The organism is Nocardia sp. NPDC056000, assembly GCF_042269265.1.
GTDB lineage: Bacteria > Actinomycetota > Actinomycetes > Mycobacteriales > Mycobacteriaceae > Nocardia.
The window spans coordinates 19,370-34,592 of the sequence record NZ_JBHJXS010000012.1 but is presented as its reverse complement, the minus strand read 5'-3'; the positions used below and the strand labels follow the sequence as shown (position 1 = coordinate 34,592).

At 66.5% G+C, this 15,223-nt stretch carries 12 protein-coding genes; 3 read left to right on the top strand and 9 right to left on the bottom strand.

What is annotated here, in order from left to right; translation table 11 throughout:
• Positions 1-35 precede the first annotated feature (35 nt).
• From ACFC4D_RS31860 to ACFC4D_RS31845, 4 genes are all read right to left on the bottom strand, one after another.
• The gene (locus tag ACFC4D_RS31860; RefSeq protein WP_376068728.1) at positions 36-1,769 is read right to left on the bottom strand and encodes a hypothetical protein; all 1,734 of its coding nucleotides are present in this window, start codon (positions 1,767-1,769) and stop codon (positions 36-38) included.
• 149 nt (positions 1,770-1,918) lie between these two features.
• Positions 1,919-2,866, bottom strand: coding sequence for a glycosyltransferase family 2 protein (locus tag ACFC4D_RS31855; protein ID WP_376068727.1), 948 nt, complete (start codon positions 2,864-2,866; stop codon positions 1,919-1,921).
• 252 nt (positions 2,867-3,118) lie between these two features.
• The gene (gene hemQ / locus ACFC4D_RS31850) at positions 3,119-3,814 is read right to left on the bottom strand and encodes a hydrogen peroxide-dependent heme synthase (protein ID WP_364631756.1); all 696 of its coding nucleotides are present in this window, start codon (positions 3,812-3,814) and stop codon (positions 3,119-3,121) included.
• Positions 3,815-3,865: 51 nt separating this feature from the next.
• Entirely contained in the window at positions 3,866-4,516 is a 651-nt protein-coding gene (locus ACFC4D_RS31845) for a TetR/AcrR family transcriptional regulator C-terminal domain-containing protein (RefSeq protein ID WP_376068725.1), read from the bottom strand.
• Positions 4,517-4,630: 114 nt separating this feature from the next.
• On the opposite strand from ACFC4D_RS31845, the gene ACFC4D_RS31840 reads away from it, so the two are divergent.
• A complete protein-coding gene (locus ACFC4D_RS31840) occupies positions 4,631-5,572 on the top strand; it encodes a threonine/serine dehydratase (protein WP_376068723.1) in 942 nt (313 codons plus the stop codon).
• A 138-nt stretch (positions 5,573-5,710) separates the two neighbouring features.
• On the opposite strand, the gene ACFC4D_RS31835 is transcribed toward ACFC4D_RS31840, so the two are convergent.
• From ACFC4D_RS31835 to hemE, 3 genes are all read right to left on the bottom strand, one after another.
• Positions 5,711-7,057 carry a protoporphyrinogen oxidase gene (locus ACFC4D_RS31835; protein ID WP_376068722.1) on the bottom strand — a complete coding sequence of 449 codons (1,347 nt, stop codon included), beginning with the start codon at positions 7,055-7,057 and terminating at the stop codon, positions 5,711-5,713.
• A 457-nt stretch (positions 7,058-7,514) separates the two neighbouring features.
• Positions 7,515-9,014 carry a DUF222 domain-containing protein gene (locus tag ACFC4D_RS31830; protein ID WP_376068720.1) on the bottom strand — a complete coding sequence of 500 codons (1,500 nt, stop codon included), beginning with the start codon at positions 9,012-9,014 and terminating at the stop codon, positions 7,515-7,517.
• Between the two features lie 79 nt (positions 9,015-9,093).
• Positions 9,094-10,161 carry a uroporphyrinogen decarboxylase gene (hemE, locus tag ACFC4D_RS31825; protein ID WP_364631742.1) on the bottom strand — a complete coding sequence of 356 codons (1,068 nt, stop codon included), beginning with the start codon at positions 10,159-10,161 and terminating at the stop codon, positions 9,094-9,096.
• A gap of 74 nt (positions 10,162-10,235) precedes the next feature.
• Between hemE and ACFC4D_RS31820 the strand changes: the two genes are divergently transcribed.
• Complete coding sequence (locus ACFC4D_RS31820; RefSeq protein ID WP_364631738.1) at positions 10,236-10,865, top strand: DUF3000 domain-containing protein; 630 nt, start codon at positions 10,236-10,238, stop codon at positions 10,863-10,865.
• 139 nt (positions 10,866-11,004) lie between these two features.
• Positions 11,005-12,258, top strand: coding sequence for an HRDC domain-containing protein (locus ACFC4D_RS31815; protein ID WP_376068718.1), 1,254 nt, complete (start codon positions 11,005-11,007; stop codon positions 12,256-12,258).
• 7 nt (positions 12,259-12,265) lie between these two features.
• Here the strand turns inward: ACFC4D_RS31815 and ACFC4D_RS31810 are convergent, their stop codons facing one another.
• Both ACFC4D_RS31810 and dxs read right to left on the bottom strand, forming a co-directional pair.
• On the bottom strand, positions 12,266-13,099 hold the full coding sequence (locus ACFC4D_RS31810; protein ID WP_364631732.1) for an enoyl-CoA hydratase: 834 nt from the start codon (positions 13,097-13,099) through the stop codon (positions 12,266-12,268).
• Between the two features lie 147 nt (positions 13,100-13,246).
• Positions 13,247-15,220, bottom strand: a complete 1,974-nt coding sequence (dxs, locus tag ACFC4D_RS31805; RefSeq protein WP_364631729.1) for a 1-deoxy-D-xylulose-5-phosphate synthase — start codon at positions 15,218-15,220, stop codon at positions 13,247-13,249.
• Between the last annotated feature and the right edge of the window lie 3 nt (positions 15,221-15,223).

The window sequence follows — 15,223 nt, the reverse complement described above, 5'->3', positions numbered from 1 at the left end:
GGCGGACACATCGTGTCCGCCGGTCTCGGGAGTTGTCAGTTCTGCGGGGTGCAGCTGTAGCGGGGGTGGCCGTTCAGGGCGTCGGCAAACCATTCGGGGCGGATGGCCTGGCCGATCGAGGCGCGGTCGGGGACGCGCAGGCACCAGTTGGGGCCGGAGCCGCCCTGGGGGGCGTATTCGCTGGCGAAGGCGCGGGACATGGCGTCATCGGATTGCATCAGGGTCCGGCAGGCGGACTCGTCGGCATCGGCGCGGCCGTAGCAGCTGAACCAGGCGGTGGAGTACTTCACCGACATGGCGGGGGATTTCACATTGCGAGGGACGCCGAGCCAGTTGATGGAATCGCCGTGGCTGCCGCTCTGGATATCGATCCACTGCTGTGCGACATCGGTTTTCGCGTTCAGCATGTCGCGGTAGCGGTCGGCGGTGCCGAAGGGACCGTCGGTCGGATTGAACAGGGCCTGATAGAAGTTGGTGATGCCGTAGGTGGACAGGCCGGGGATATCGAAATCGGCGGTCTGCATCTGGACGGGGACATCGGAGCCCATCATCTGGAAGCCCGACATCAGCGAGGCCGAGGAGACGCGCGGCAGCGGGCGGCCGTCGAAGCCGTGACCCTTGCGCTGCCAGTCCAGGTAGCTGGAAACGCCTACCGCGCCGATGGATTGGCCGTAGACATTGATGTGGTCAACGTCCATGAGGTCGATCCACGGGTTCACCTGATTGGCACCGACCGGCGCGTACGCGGGATTCGAGCGCACCAGGCGGGGCACCATCAGAATATTGGCGGCCTCGTTATTGAGATCGACGACCGGAATGATGTCCTGACCCGCGACCCAGCGAATGCCGTCCTGCGCCGACCAGCAGGTCGAGGGAGCGAAACAGTCGGGGACGGTGAACTGGGGCAGGAACATGTCCAGCAGGGTGCCGGGGCTGTCCGGCTGACCGACCTGGGCCAGCGAGACGCCGATGAAACCGTCGCGCACATACGATTCGGTGTACATGGCGATGTGGTTCATCGTCTCGGCCGCACCGGGCATACCGTAGGCGACCGGGAACTTCCGGCCGGAACCCTCCGCGCCCTCGGGCAGCCACACCATTGCCGACATCGGGATGCCGCGCGAACCGATGATCTGAATCTTGTGCACGTCACCGAGTTTGAAATCCGCGCCCGCGGTATCGCCGGGAACACATGCCCCGGAACGGGTTTCGTAGAACACGCTGCCGTCGGAATTCAGGCACGGGTAGCGGAACTTGGCGGTCATGAACGCGGGATTGTCGTAGACGTCATCGAGCGCCACATCGGAGGTGGGCGATGACGGATTGTCCGCCAGACCGAAATTACCGTCATGATTCCAATCGGGCAGGTAATCCGGATGCGGCGGGAAATTGATTCCGAACGCCTCCAGATGCGCGATCAGATCCCATGCCTTCTGCGCCGCGACCAGAATCTTGTGCTGGGAATCGGGACCGCTGTAGGTATCGGGATTCGCCAGATCCGCGAAGCCGCCCTGCCAGTTTCCGGTGATATCGGTGATGCCCGCGCGAACCAGATAATCGACCATGCCGGGCGTCTTCAAATCCCGGGCTGTTCCGCCGAAAATACCGCTGACCAGGTCGGACAGCTGCGTCATCAGATAGGAGTTATCCGGATTCGGATCGGGCGGCGGCGCGGGCTCGGCCGAAGCCATCGCGCCACCCGCGGCCACCAGCGACAATGCCGTGGCAACGATCATGGTTGCCTTCACCAAGCGACGCACCTGCCGCACCCGATCCTCCTGTGGTCGAACAACATTCACCCGGGTGTCGTCGAAATTCCCGTCGCATGACGGTAAGGCGTGGAATTCGGGCGCAGAAGGACATCTACTGCCATCGAATTGACAGTTCGCGCCCGAGAACTACCGGGTGAATGGTCGCCTCAGTTCGGGCGCAGGCGTTTCTTGGCGGATTGCGCCAGCTTCAGGCCGCTCGGGGCGATGGTGAGGGCGGTGTAGATGATCGCGGGTTTCACGGAGAAGCGTTCGCGCAAGGCGAGGCGGACCTGTGCGCGGGCGGCTTTCGCATCGGAGATGGAAAGGGCTTGGCGGGCACGGCCCATGGCCTGGTGGAAACGGATCTCGCTGAGCTTGTGCAGGGCTGTCGAGCGTACGGCGGGGTCGTCGGTCAGCTCGGCGATGCGGGTGAACGCCAGTTGGACGCTGTCCTGGTAGACCTGGAATACGGCGGGGTCCTCGGGTACGCGGTAGCCCGCCAAGGGTTCGGGGAGTACCCGAATATCGTTGCCCTGGGCCAGCATTCGCGCGAAAAGCAGAAGACCTTCGACGGTCGGCACATCCGTGGCGTAGCCGCCGGCGGCGTTCCAGGCGGCCGCGCGGATCGCGGCCGAATAGTAGAGAACCGAACCGGCCACGAATTCGGCGAGGGTGACGGGGTGGTCGACGCCGGGCTCGGCGGTGACGCCGCCTTCGCTTCGGAAGGAGGTCGGGGTCGTTTCGCCCGCTTCGGTGAAGCCGACCGCGTCCACGGCTACGACATCGACCCCCGGATGCGCCTGAAGGACGCCGTGCGTGCGTTCACAGAACGTCGGCATCAGCTTGTGGTTGGCGCGCACCACGGTGTAGATCTCGCCCGTCGCCAAGCCCGCGGCCTGATTCACGCCCGCGCCGAAACCCGGAGTCTCGGACTGCGCCAAGCGGATTCGGTCGTCGCCGTACTTGTCGACCACCGGCTGGGCCGTGCCGGATTCGTCGACGACGATCAACTCCCACTCCGGGAAGGTCTGCTCCCGGATCGATTCGATCAAGTCGATCAGCGGCGACTCGGGTCCGTCGACCACGGTCAGAATGCTGAACACGGGCTGAGTCATTGTGTGAATCCCCATCTTTCGATCACCGACCGACCCAGCCAATCAGATCGAAAAAGCCCTTCGGCGCGTCGCGATCCGACGCGCCGAAGGGCCCTGGCGCTAATGCGTCAACTCGAACCCGCTGCGCTTGCACCCCTCGGACAACGCAATGAGCTGGTCGCAGGAACCCTATGGGGCGTATGCGGTTCCATGCATGCCCCAAATTTTCTGGGCAGGCGGCGAGCTAGCTCACGGTTATCGATGAAACGGTGCTTACGGGAGGGCGGCGATCAGCTGCTCGACCTCGACGCGCGGGCCGGTGAAGAACGGAATCTCCTCGCGCACATGCAACCTCGCCTCGGTGGCGCGCAATTCACGCATGAGATCCACGATGCGATGCAGTTCGGGAGCCTCGAAGGCCAGGATCCACTCGTAGTCGCCCAGCGCGAACGAGGCGACGGTGTTCGCGCGCACATCCGGGAACTCGCGGGCGGCCTTACCGTGGTCGGCCAGCATCTTGCGACGCTCCTCATCGGGGAGCAGGTACCACTCGTACGAGCGCACGAACGGGTAGACGCAGATGTAGTTGCCCGGATCCTCGCCCGCCAGGAACGCGGGGATATGGCTCTTGTTGAACTCGGCGGGGCGATGCAGTGCGGCATTGCTCCACACCGGATTGCTCACCGAACCCAGCTCGGTGACCCGGCGGAAATCGGCGTACGCGGCCTGCAACTCCTCGATCTTCTCGGCGTGCCACCAGATCATGAAATCGGCGTCGGCGCGCATACCGGCCACATCGTAGATACCGCGCACCACCACACCGCGCTCTTCCAGCGAATCGAAGAAGGCGCGGGCCTCCTTGATGGCGGCCGCCCGATCCTCACCCAGCACGCCGGGTTCCACCTGGAACACCGAGAACATGAGGTAGCGGATGGTGTCGTTGAGGGACTTGTAGTCGAGTCGCGCCATGACCCCATCGTGCCATTCGGCTTTCCGGATGACAGCGGCGGACCCGGTGGGCTATTTCACGCTCGCGGCCCAGGAGGCGATGAGGCGGCGCAGGCCGTCGTGGAACGGCTCGACGTCGACTATGGCTTCGGCCACCTCGTTCAAATGCCCTGACAGCAGGGGGTATTCGTCGGGGTCCAGGGCCGCGAGGGTCGAACGGGTGCGCAGTTGAACGGCTTTCGTGTCGCGGTGCTCCACCATCGCGGCGCAACCGAGGGTGAACAGGTACATCTCTCGATACGCTTGCAGCGCTCGGGGCAGGGTGAGACCCAGTGAAAGATTGTCGGCCACTTGCGGTTCCGTCAGGCGGGCGAGCAGGCAGGGGCCGAGCAGCGGACGGGATCCGCGCAACAGCACCAGACCCGGATGGGCGGCGATCAGGGTGTACCAGGCGACGAAACGCTCCTCGGTGGCCCGCGCCCACTCCCCCGACCCCGGGGCGATAGCGGGCAGGTCCGCTGCCAGATGATCGGCGAGCAGATCGAGCAGGCCGAGGAAATCGCCGCCACCACGGCGCACCACGGTCGTATGCGACACCCCCAGATAGGTGGCGATGGCGCGGAAACTGAGCTGGGCCGCACCGCTGCTCTCGATGATCGCCAATCCGGCGCGCGCGATCGCCTCCGGGGTCGCGTCTTCGAGCGACTTCGAGGTCCTGGGCATGCGAACAGCGTAAGTTACAGTGTAATTATCCCCGGCATCGGCCCCGACGCGTGTCGCGCACCCCCTCCGGCCTCGACCGGTAACAGCCCCGAACCGAACAGCGAAGGAAGTGCAGTGCATCCGACTTACGCCGACGTGAAGGCGGCCAGCGACCGCATCTCCGGGCATATCCGCCCCGTGATCCTCACCCCGGCCGAAACCACCGACGGCATCCAACTCCGGCTGGCGCTGGAACATCTGCAATACGCGGGGAGCTTCAAGGCTCGCGGTGCGGCCAATTTCCTACTCGCGCACCGGGAACGAGGAACCCTGCCGCGAGTGGGGGTCACCATCGCCTCGGGCGGCAATGCGGGCGTGGCCTGCGCCTGGGCCGCACAGATGGTCGACTCCGCCGCCACGGTATTCCTGCCCAACTCCGCACCGGCGGTCAAACTGGCCCGGCTCCGGACGCTCGGCGCGCAGGTCTTGCGCGGCGGCGACTCCTACGCGGACGCGGCCATCGAATGCGAGCGCTACGCCGCGACCACCGGAGCATTGCGCTCCCACGCCTATGACGATCCGTACATCGCGGCGGGTGCGGGAACGCTGCTGGAGGAGATCGTCACCCAGATGCCCGATCTCGACACCGTTGTCGTCGCGGTCGGGGGCGGCGGACTCTTCACCGGGGTGGCGACGGCCGCCGCGCACCACGGCATTCGGGTGGTCGCGGTCGAACCGGAGAACTGCCGCGCCTTCAATGCCGGACTGGCAGCCGGGCATCCGGTGGACGTACCGATCGACTCCGTCGCCGCCGATTCCCTCGGCGCGCGCCGCACCTCTGAGATGGCTTTGTCGGCAGCTCAATCCGCGGACACCGTCTCCGTGCTGGTGACCGACGCCCAGATCATCGCCGCACGCCAATCCCTGTGGGACAACCGCAGGCTCGCCGTGGAGCACTCGGCGGGAACCGCCTTGGCCGCACTGCATTCCGGCATCTACACCCCGGAACCAGGCGAACGAATCGCCGTAGTCATCTGCGGAGCCAACACCGACCCCACCGACCTCGTCACCCCGTAACCGTCGGCCCGAATCCCGCCGCTCAGGTCTCCCGCGCCAGCCTGCGCGCGGGACCCGCTGCAACTCCACGAATCGGAGCGGGGCGGATCTGCGCGCGACAGAGTGGGAATGGTCGACGCGGCCGAAATTCCTTATGCGTCAGGCGAGGGATGCGTGGATTCGGGCAGCCGCCGCGGTGCCGGAAGCCGCGCAGGCGGGTACTCCGACACCATCGAGATAGGCACCGGCCAGGGCCAGGCCGGCGAGATCGGCTGTGGCGGAACGCAGGTCGGCTATGCGGGCGGTGTGACCGGGAGCGTACTGCGGTAGGCCACCGCGCCAGCGTTGCACCACGGCGCTCAGGGGTCGGATGTTCGCGCCGGTGACCGTCGTGAGGTCGTCGACTGCGGCTTGAATCAGTTCGGCGTCCTGCCACGCGAGTAGCGAATCGTCCCCGAAGCGGCCGAAGGAGGCACGGACCAGGGCCACATCGCGGGCGGCCAGATGCGGCCACTTGCGGCTGGAGAGGGTGAAAGCCTTGGCGCGCAAAGGTTCACCCGTCGCCACCAGGATGCCCGAGTTATCGGGGAGTTCGGTGGCAGCGGGCAGGGCCATCGCCACCACGGCCGAGGAGGCCAGCTGGATACCTGAGGCGATCTCAGCGGCATCGGGGGCGATGTCACGCAGCAGGGCGGCGGTCACCGGGGCGGGGGTGGCCAGCACCACGGCATCCACCTCACCGATCGGGTCGAGAAGCCAGCCCGCACCCGCACGAGTGAGCCGCGTTGCGGCGGTGCCGGTTTCGACCTTCACATCGGCGGCGACCTCCAGCGCATCCAAGAGTGCGCGGTAGCCATCGCGGATACCCCCGAATACCGGGGTCGTGGATGGGGGCGGGAGGGCCTCGCGCACAGCCTGAGTGAGACTCTGCGCACCGGCATCCAGTGCGGCGGCGAGAGTCGGCAGGGCGGCACGGACGCCGATCGAATCGGCGGTTCCGGCATAGACGCCACCCAGCAGCGGATCCACGCTGCGGCGCACCACCTGCTCGCCGAAACGGTCCGCGACCAGTGCGCCGACGGAGATATCCGCACCACGCCCCCAGTTCAGCGGCCTGCTGGGCTCGGCGGCGACCCGGGCGATGGTCTCCGCATCGACCAGACCGGCAAGGGACTCGGAGCTGGCGGGGATACCCATCAGAGTGTTGCCGGGCAGCGGGTGGGCGGTACCACCGGACCACACCAGGGGGCGTTTACCGGCGGGGTGGACCAGTTGATCCTCGATGCCCAATTCGCGCATGAGCGCGGGGATTTCGGGGCGGCGGCCTACGAATGCCTCCGCGCCCAGGTCTACCGGGTCGCCTTCGATGTCCGTGGTGTGGAGGATGCCGCCGAGGCGGTCTCTCTGATCGATGAGGATCAGGTCGGCTGAGGCGCCCAGGGACTGGCGCAGTCTGTAGGCGGTTACCAAGCCGCTGATTCCGCCGCCGACTATTGCGATCCGCATCGATCACTCCTTTCCATGTTGAAGTTACTCCGGGGGTGGGGAGCGGGTTTGTACCCGGGGCCTTCGTAGCGGACCAACCCCCGGACCCTCCGCTTCCAGCGGCGTTCGGCAGATGGCCACGAATTTTCGGAGTGGTTGCGTCGCCTGCCGTACCCGGCTTTACCCCACCGGCTGAGAATCCAGCTCACCTTCCAGCGTGGCTGGCTGGCCGTGGTCACCTCTCGAGACAACAACATCAAAACCTCGATTTGGGGTGTTGGGTTTGAAGGTGACCGGGGCCGTTCGTCCGGGCTGGGAGGTGAGATGGGTTCCCCAGCGTGAGGGGTAAAGCGGGGTACGGCAGGCGGGGTTCCCACTCCGAAAAATCTTGGCGTTCTTCCGAACCCCGTTGGAAGGCGGGGTGAGGGCATGGGTTTGCTACGAAGGCCCCGGGACCATGCCGGGGGACCCCGGAAGGCTAATGCCTGGTCAGGGAAGAGTTGCGGCGGTTGAGCCACTGCTTGAGGCGGTCTCGCTCGCGTTTGTTGCGGGCTTGGATTCGCGCTACGGCAGCGGTCATCGCCTCGTCGGGGTGGTGCCGGTGATTCACCTGCGGTGTTCCTGTGGGGTCCAGGTGGTGGGGGGCGATCCAGCCGGTGCGGCCCGGGAAAGCGCTGTCCGCACCGAGTTTCACGGTCTTCCAGCCGTCGGGGCCGTCCTTGACCAGTGCGTGGCAGGCATCGCAGGCGAGGGTGAGGTTGTCGATATCGGTGGCTCCACCCTTGGCCCATTCGGTGACGTGGTGCACCGCCGCCAGCGTGGCGGGCGCGCTGCAACCCGGGCGGGTGCAACCCCGCTCGGTGGCGGTCAGCGCCAAACGCTGTGCCTTGCTTGCCAATCGGTGCGCCTCGACGCGGCCGAAGTAGAGCGGCATGCCGTGCGGATCCAGGACCGCGATGTAGTTGTCGACGTGGTTGGCGTTGGCGATCAGCCGCATGGCTTCGGGGATGGAGAGGGTGCCTCCGGCCGCGGTGGTCGCGATCCCGGTGCCCTTCTCCACATCGGCGGCGCTCATGGTCAGGATCGTTCCGACCGGCACACCCCGATGCGTACCAAGCTTGGACGCGTCGAGTTCCAGGCGCAGAAACGCAAGCAGCGCATCGTGATTGCGCTGTGCCGCGGTGCGGGTGTCCCGCTTGGCGGCAGCCTCCAGTGCGTCACGATCCACCGGTCCGGCGGTGTTGGGGCTCTCCGGATCCTCGGGGTTGCACATGCCCGGGCGCGCGTACTTCGCGAGCAGTGGATCGACCAGGGCACGCAGTTCGGGGGTGATCTCACCGCACAGCGGGGTCATGCCATCCACCCGTTCGGTTCCCAAAGTCACCCCGCGCTTGCGCTGCCGGTCGGCATCGGTGTTGAGCCGCCCGTCCGGATCCACGCGAGCCAACAGCGCTTCGCCGAGCGGGCGCACATCGTCGGGCCAGCCGGTGGCGGCGTATTCGGTGAGCGAAGCCTCGGCACGTTCACGAAGTTCGATTGCGGTGCTGCCCGGCAGCCGATCCATCACGTGCACGATCCGGCGCACGGCGTCCACCGACATCACCCCGGCCCGCTGGGCCTCGGCCAGCATCGGGAACTCGGGCTCGAGCTCTTCACCCAGCTGGCGTCGCACACCGATCTTGGCGGCCAGGTTGACCCGACCGTAGGCGTCCGCGCGGGAAAGCCGCAGCGCCCCCTCCAGGAAACGAGCCGGGGAGCTGACGCCTACGGTTTCGTGCAGCTTGCGACGGACGGTTTCGGTGGCGAACTGGACCTTGAGCGCGTCGAGTCGCCGCAGCTCGGTCTCGACTTCCCGCATCACGCCGGTGAATTCGTCATCCGACAAAGGAATCAGCTGGGATTCCAGCAGCCCGTCCACCGCCGCGCGCAACGCGTGCACGCTGGCGGCGACCTCTGCGGTGAATCCCCCTGATTCCATACCACAATTTTACCGCGATAAAACAGACCCCGAAAGGTTAATTCTATTGTGATGCAATCCTTTTCAGAAGGATCGGCATTTACAACGGCATAGGCAAACTATGAATCAATTTGACCGCCTCGGTAATTGCCGTCGGATCGGTATTCGGCAACACCCCATGCCCCAAATTGAAGATATGCCCCTTGGCTCCCAACGTAATCGCCTCATCCGCTTCCCGAGCGATCCGAAGAATCTCCGACTCGATAGCCGCCGACCCCGCGAACAACACGGCCGGATCCAGGTTGCCCTGCAACGCTTTTCCGGGCCCGACCCGCCGCACGGCATCATTCAGCGGAATCCGCCAATCCACACCGACCACGTCGGCCCCGGCTTCGCCCATGGCACCCAACAGCTCTCCGGTGCCCACGCCGAAGTGGATTCGCGGAATCCCCGCAGACGCCACCTCCGCGAACACCCGCTGCGAATGCGGGAACACATATTCCCGGTACTGGGCGAGCGTCAGCGCACCCGCCCACGAGTCGAACAGCTGCACCGCGTCCACCCCGGCCGCGATCTGCGCCTGCAGGAACTCGATGGTGATATCGGTCAGTACACCCAGCAGCTCATGCCAGGTCTCCGGATCGGCGAGCATCATCGCCTTGGTGCGCTCGTGGTTCTTACTCGGCCCGCCCTCCACCAGATAGGAGGCCAGGGTGAACGGGGCACCCGCGAAACCGATCAGCGGTACCTCGCCGAGCGCGTCGAGCAGCAGCCCGATACCGGCGGTTACCGCGCCCACCTCTTCGGCGCGCAGGCGGGGCAGGGCCCGCACGTCGGCGACGGTGCGCACCGGATTCGCGACCACCGGACCGACCCCGGGCACGATGTCCAGATCGATCCCGGCCGCCTTCAGCGGAACCACGATGTCCGAGAACAGGATTGCCGCGTCGACATCGTGTCGCCGGATCGGCTGCATGGTGATCTCGCACACCAGTTCCGGATCGAAGCATGATTCGAGCATGCCGATACCGGCGCGCAGTTCGCGGTACTCCGGCAGCGAACGCCCTGCCTGGCGCATGAACCACACCGGACGACGATGCGGCACACCACCCGAGGCGGCTACTAGAAGGGGCGCGTCGGTCAGCTGGCGGCGGATGTGAGTGCTCATCACCGCTCATCGTAAAGGCCCCGGGCGGCGCGCCTCTCACTACACCGCGCCGGGTAGGTCTACCGTCCTCATACGTGACACCGCTCGACTTCCGCGACGGCGCCGCACCGACCCCAGAGCCAGAAGAACCCATCGGGTTCCGTGCCGCGGTCGATGCGATGGGAACCGCAACCGTGCATCCTCGGATCGAGCTAGCTCCGATCCGCCCGCCGCAGCGCTTGGCGCCGTACTCCTACGCACTAGGTGCGGAAGTCACGCGGCCCGATACGAATGTGGTTCCCGTCGACTCCGACGGGGACGCCTTCGGGCGGCTCATCCTGCTGCACGACCCGGACGGGCAGGAAGCCTGGCACGGGGTGTTCCGGTTGGTCGCCTATATACAGGCCGATATCGATTCCGCGCTCGCCGCCGATCCGCTGCTGCCCGAGGTGGCGTGGAGCTGGCTGGTGGACGCGCTCGAATCGCGCACCCCGTTCACCGCACTCGGCGGCACCGTCACCTCCACCTCCTCGGTGCGGTACGGCGATATCGCGGGACCGCCGCGCGCGCATCAACTCGAGCTGCGGGCCTCCTGGACCGTCGGTGACAGTGAGATGCGGTCGCATGTGGAAGCCTTCTGCGAGGTCCTCGCGTACGCCGCCGGACTGCCGCCCGCGGGCGTTACCCGGCTGGATGTCCGGCACGACGACGGCGATTCCGACTAGTCCCGTACGAGAACACCTGTACCGCAACGAAATCGATCCGGGGCCATTACGATTCCCAACAGCCCGGCCCCGAGTCGAGGTCCACCGTTTCGCCGACGTGACGCGGATCGCCCCTGTCCTACCCGTAGAGTTCAAGACCATGTCCGTACCAGAAGAGCCCGAAGCCACTGCCGCGGTACCGTTGCTCGCGCCAGTGGAGGGTGTGCCGCCGGTATTGGACAGTGCTGCCGAAATCACGGACGCCGCGCGCCGCTTGGCCGCCGGTACCGGGCCGCTCGCGGTCGACGCCGAACGCGCCTCCGGATTCCGTTACTCCAATCGCGCCTATCTGATTCAGTTGCGGCGCGCGGGCTCGGGCTCCTTCCTCATCGATCCGATTCCGCTCGACGGAGATCTGGAACCGCTCGCGGACGCCATCAACGGCCTGGAATGGGTGCTGCATTCGGCCGATCAGGATCTGCCCGGACTCGCCGAACTCGGGCTCTATCCGGCCAAGCTCTTCGATACCGAACTCGGTGGACGGCTCGCCGGATATGAACGTGTCGGGCTCGCGGCCATGGTGGAAAACCTGCTCGGGCGCGAACTGCGCAAAGGGCACGGGGCCGCCGACTGGTCGACCCGGCCATTGCCCGATGACTGGTTGAACTACGCCGCGCTCGATGTGGAACTGCTGCTCGAACTCCGGGACGCGGTCGCGCTCGAGCTCGATGAGCAGGGCAAGACCGATTGGGCGGCACAGGAATTCGAGCACGTCCGCAATGCCGAACCGTCCGCTCCCAAATCGGATAGATGGCGGCGCACCTCCGGAATTCACACGCTGCGCCGCACCCGGCAGCTCGGTATCGTCCGCGAACTCTGGACCACCCGCGACCGCCTGGCCCGGCTGCGCGATGTGGCCCCGGCCCGCATCCTGCCGGACTCCGCGATCGTGGCGGCCGCCAATGGCGAACCCAAATCCATCGCACAGCTGCGTGCCCTGCCCGTGTTCGGCGGACCCCGGCAGCGCCGCTACTCCCGGGAATGGCTCGGCGCGATCGAACGCGCCCGGGCGCTTCCGGAATCCGAACTTCCCCCGCTCACGCAGCCCTTCGACGGCCCGCCCCCGGTCAACCGCTGGGAGCGCCGCGATCCGGCCGCCGCGGCCCGCTTGCAACGCGCCCGCTCGGCGATGAGCGCCCTCTCCACCGAGGTCTCGGTCCCCATCGAGAACCTGCTCACCCCCGATCTGCTGCGCCGCATGTGCTGGGACGGACTCCCCCGCACCGCCACCAATGGCGAAGCCCCGGCCCTGATCGACGACTTCCTCTCGGCCGGCGGCGCTCGCCCCTGGCAGCGGGAACTCGCGGTCCCCCGCCTCACCGAAGCGCTCTACCCGGCCGAAGAGAAGGACTAGCTGCCCGTCAGTCCTCGAAAACAGGTGGTCTGCGGTCGCGGCGGGCTCGGATGGCCTCGTCGAAGTTTTCGGTGGTGAGGCGGACGTACAGTTGGGCGGTGCCCTCGTGCTGCATATGGGATTCGAAGCTGCTCGCTTCCAGGCCGCTCCACAGCATGCGTTTGGTGAGTTCGGTGCCGACTCGGCTCCAGCGGATGATTTGATCCGCGGTGTCGTAGGCCGCTTCCAGGAGTTTGTCGGCGGGGACCACGCGCGAGACTATGCCGATGCGTTCGGCTTCGGCGGCATCCACGTCACGGCCGGTGAGCATGATTTCGAAGGCCCGAGTGGTACCCACCACGCGGGGCAGCAGATAGCTGATGCCGAGTTCGGCCGAGGTGAGGCCGTTATTGATGCCCGCGGCGCGGAAGTAGGCGTCCTCCGAGGCGATTCGGATATCCGTGCCGACCGCGAGGCAGAAGCCGCCGCCGATGGCCGCGCCGTTGATGGCGCTGATCACCGGCTGATGCATGCGGCGGATGGTCAGCATCACGTTATTGAGCAGTTCCATCGAGCGGCGGGCGACCGTGGTTTTGGTCAAGCCCTCGACACCGGGGACGCGGCCCGCGTGTTGCAGATCCGCGCCGGAGCAGAAGCCGTGGCCCGCGCCGGTGAGCACGACCACGCGGACATCATTGTCGGCGGCGACCGCCTCCAGGGTTTCGCGGAGCGGGATCATGACATCGAAGGCCATGGCATTCATCCGGTCCGGGCGGTTGAGCGTCACCAGGGCGATCCCCGGGCGCGGCTTCTCGACCAGTACGAAGGCGGGATCGCTCGACGCTGGGCCATCTACGGACATGCAAGACTCCTGACCGAAAACTGTAACCGGTTCTAGAATCTACGCGAGATGCGCTGCGGCGTATATGAAAAGCCGCGGAGACGAGAGCGGACGATATCCGGAGATATCGCCCGCCCAGCTCGAACAGTTCAGCTCGAGAACAACCCGCTATTCCGCGACCGCCCGCGCGGTGGCGCGGACCGCCTTACCGCCCTCGGCTTCGGACATCGCGATATCCGCCTCGGCGCTGTCACCCAGCCAGCCGTGCACGCGCTGCGCGATATCGCCCGGCGTCAGCCCCAGATCGTGATGGATCTGCGCGCGCTTGGCGTGATCCAGGAACTGCTGCGGCACACCGAGATCGCGGGTGGCGACATCGACTCCGGCCGAGCGCAACCGCGCCGACACGGTACTGCCGATACCGCCGTGCAGGCCGCTGTCCTCCAAAGTGACCACCAGCCGGTAGTTCTCGGCCAGCTTCACCACGGTGTCCGATACCGGCAGCACCCAGCGCGGATCGACGACCGTGACCGAAACCCCTTCGGCCGACAGCAGATCCGCGACCTTCAAGGCCAATTCGGCGAACGCGCCGACCGCGACCAGCAGCACATCGCCGCGCGCGGACTGCGCACCGGAGTCCTCACCCTGCGGCAGGCGCAGCACATCCACGCCCTCGAAGCGCTCGACGGCGGAAATATCCTCCGACACAGTGCCCTTCGGGAAGCGGATGGCGGTGGGGCCGTCGCTGATGTGCACGGCCTCGCCCAATTCCTCACGCAGTGTGGCCGCATCGCGCGGGGCTGCCACGCGAATACCGGGCACGATGCCGAGCACCGAGAAATCCCACATGCCGTTGTGCGAGGCACCGTCGTCACCGGTGATACCGGCGCGGTCCAGCACCAAGGTCACGGGAAGTTTCAGCAGTGCCACATCCATCAGCAGCTGATCGAAGGCGCGGTTCAGGAATGTGGAGTAGATGGCCACCACCGGATGCAGCCCGCCCAGCGCCATACCGGCCGCGGAGGTCATGGCGTGCTGTTCGGCGATGCCGACGTCGAACATGCGCTCCGGGAAGCGTTTTCCGAACGCGGACAGACCGGTCGGACCGGGCATGGCGGCGGTAATGGCGACAATATCGTCCCGCTGCTCGGCCTGTTCGATGAGCTCCTTGGAGAACACCGAGGTCCAGCTGGTGCCCGGGGACCCGCCGACCGGCTCACCGGTCTCCGGGTCGATGCGGTTGATGGCGTGCATCTGATCGGCCACATGGTCTTCGGCGGGCTTGTAACCGCGACCCTTCTGCGTGACCACGTGCACCACCACCGGACCGCCGAAATCCTTGGCGCGCCGCAGCGCGGCCTCCAGGGCGACGGTGTCGTGCCCGTCGACCGGGCCGACATACTTCAGCCCCAGATCACCGAACAGCTCCTGCGGTGCGACGGCATCCTTTATGCCCGTCTTCAACGCGTGCAGCATCGAATAGGCCGAATCCCCCACGCGCGGAATGGACTGCACGATGCGCTTGGTGGCGTCCAGGGCCTGCTCGTACGCGGGCTGCATGCGCAACCCGGCCAGCCGCTCGGCCAGACCGCCGATGGTCGGCGCGTAGGAGCGCCCATTGTCATTGACCACCACGACAACCGAACGGTCCTGCCCGGCGGCGATATTGTTCAACGCCTCCCAGCACATACCGCCGGTCAGCGCGCCGTCGCCGACGACCGCGACCACACTGCGCTTCTGCCTGGTGAGCCCGAACGCCTTGGCCAGACCGTCCGCATAGGACAGTGAGGCCGACGCGTGCGAGGACTCGACCCAGTCGTGCGGGCTCTCGGCGCGGCACGGGTAGCCGGACAGGCCACCTTCCTTGCGCAGCGTGTCGAACCCGTCCTTACGACCGGTGAGGATCTTGTGCACGTAGGCCTGATGCCCGGTATCGAAGATGATCGGATCGGCCGGCGAATCGAAGATCCGGTGCAGCGCGATGGTCAGCTCCACGACGCCGAGGTTCGGACCCAGGTGCCCGCCGGTGACGGCGACCTTCCGCACCAGGAACTCGCGAATCTCCTCGGCCAACTCGCGCAGCTCCGGTATCGAAAGCCGACGCAGGTCCTCGGGCATGTCGACCCGGGAAAGCACTCCCACGGC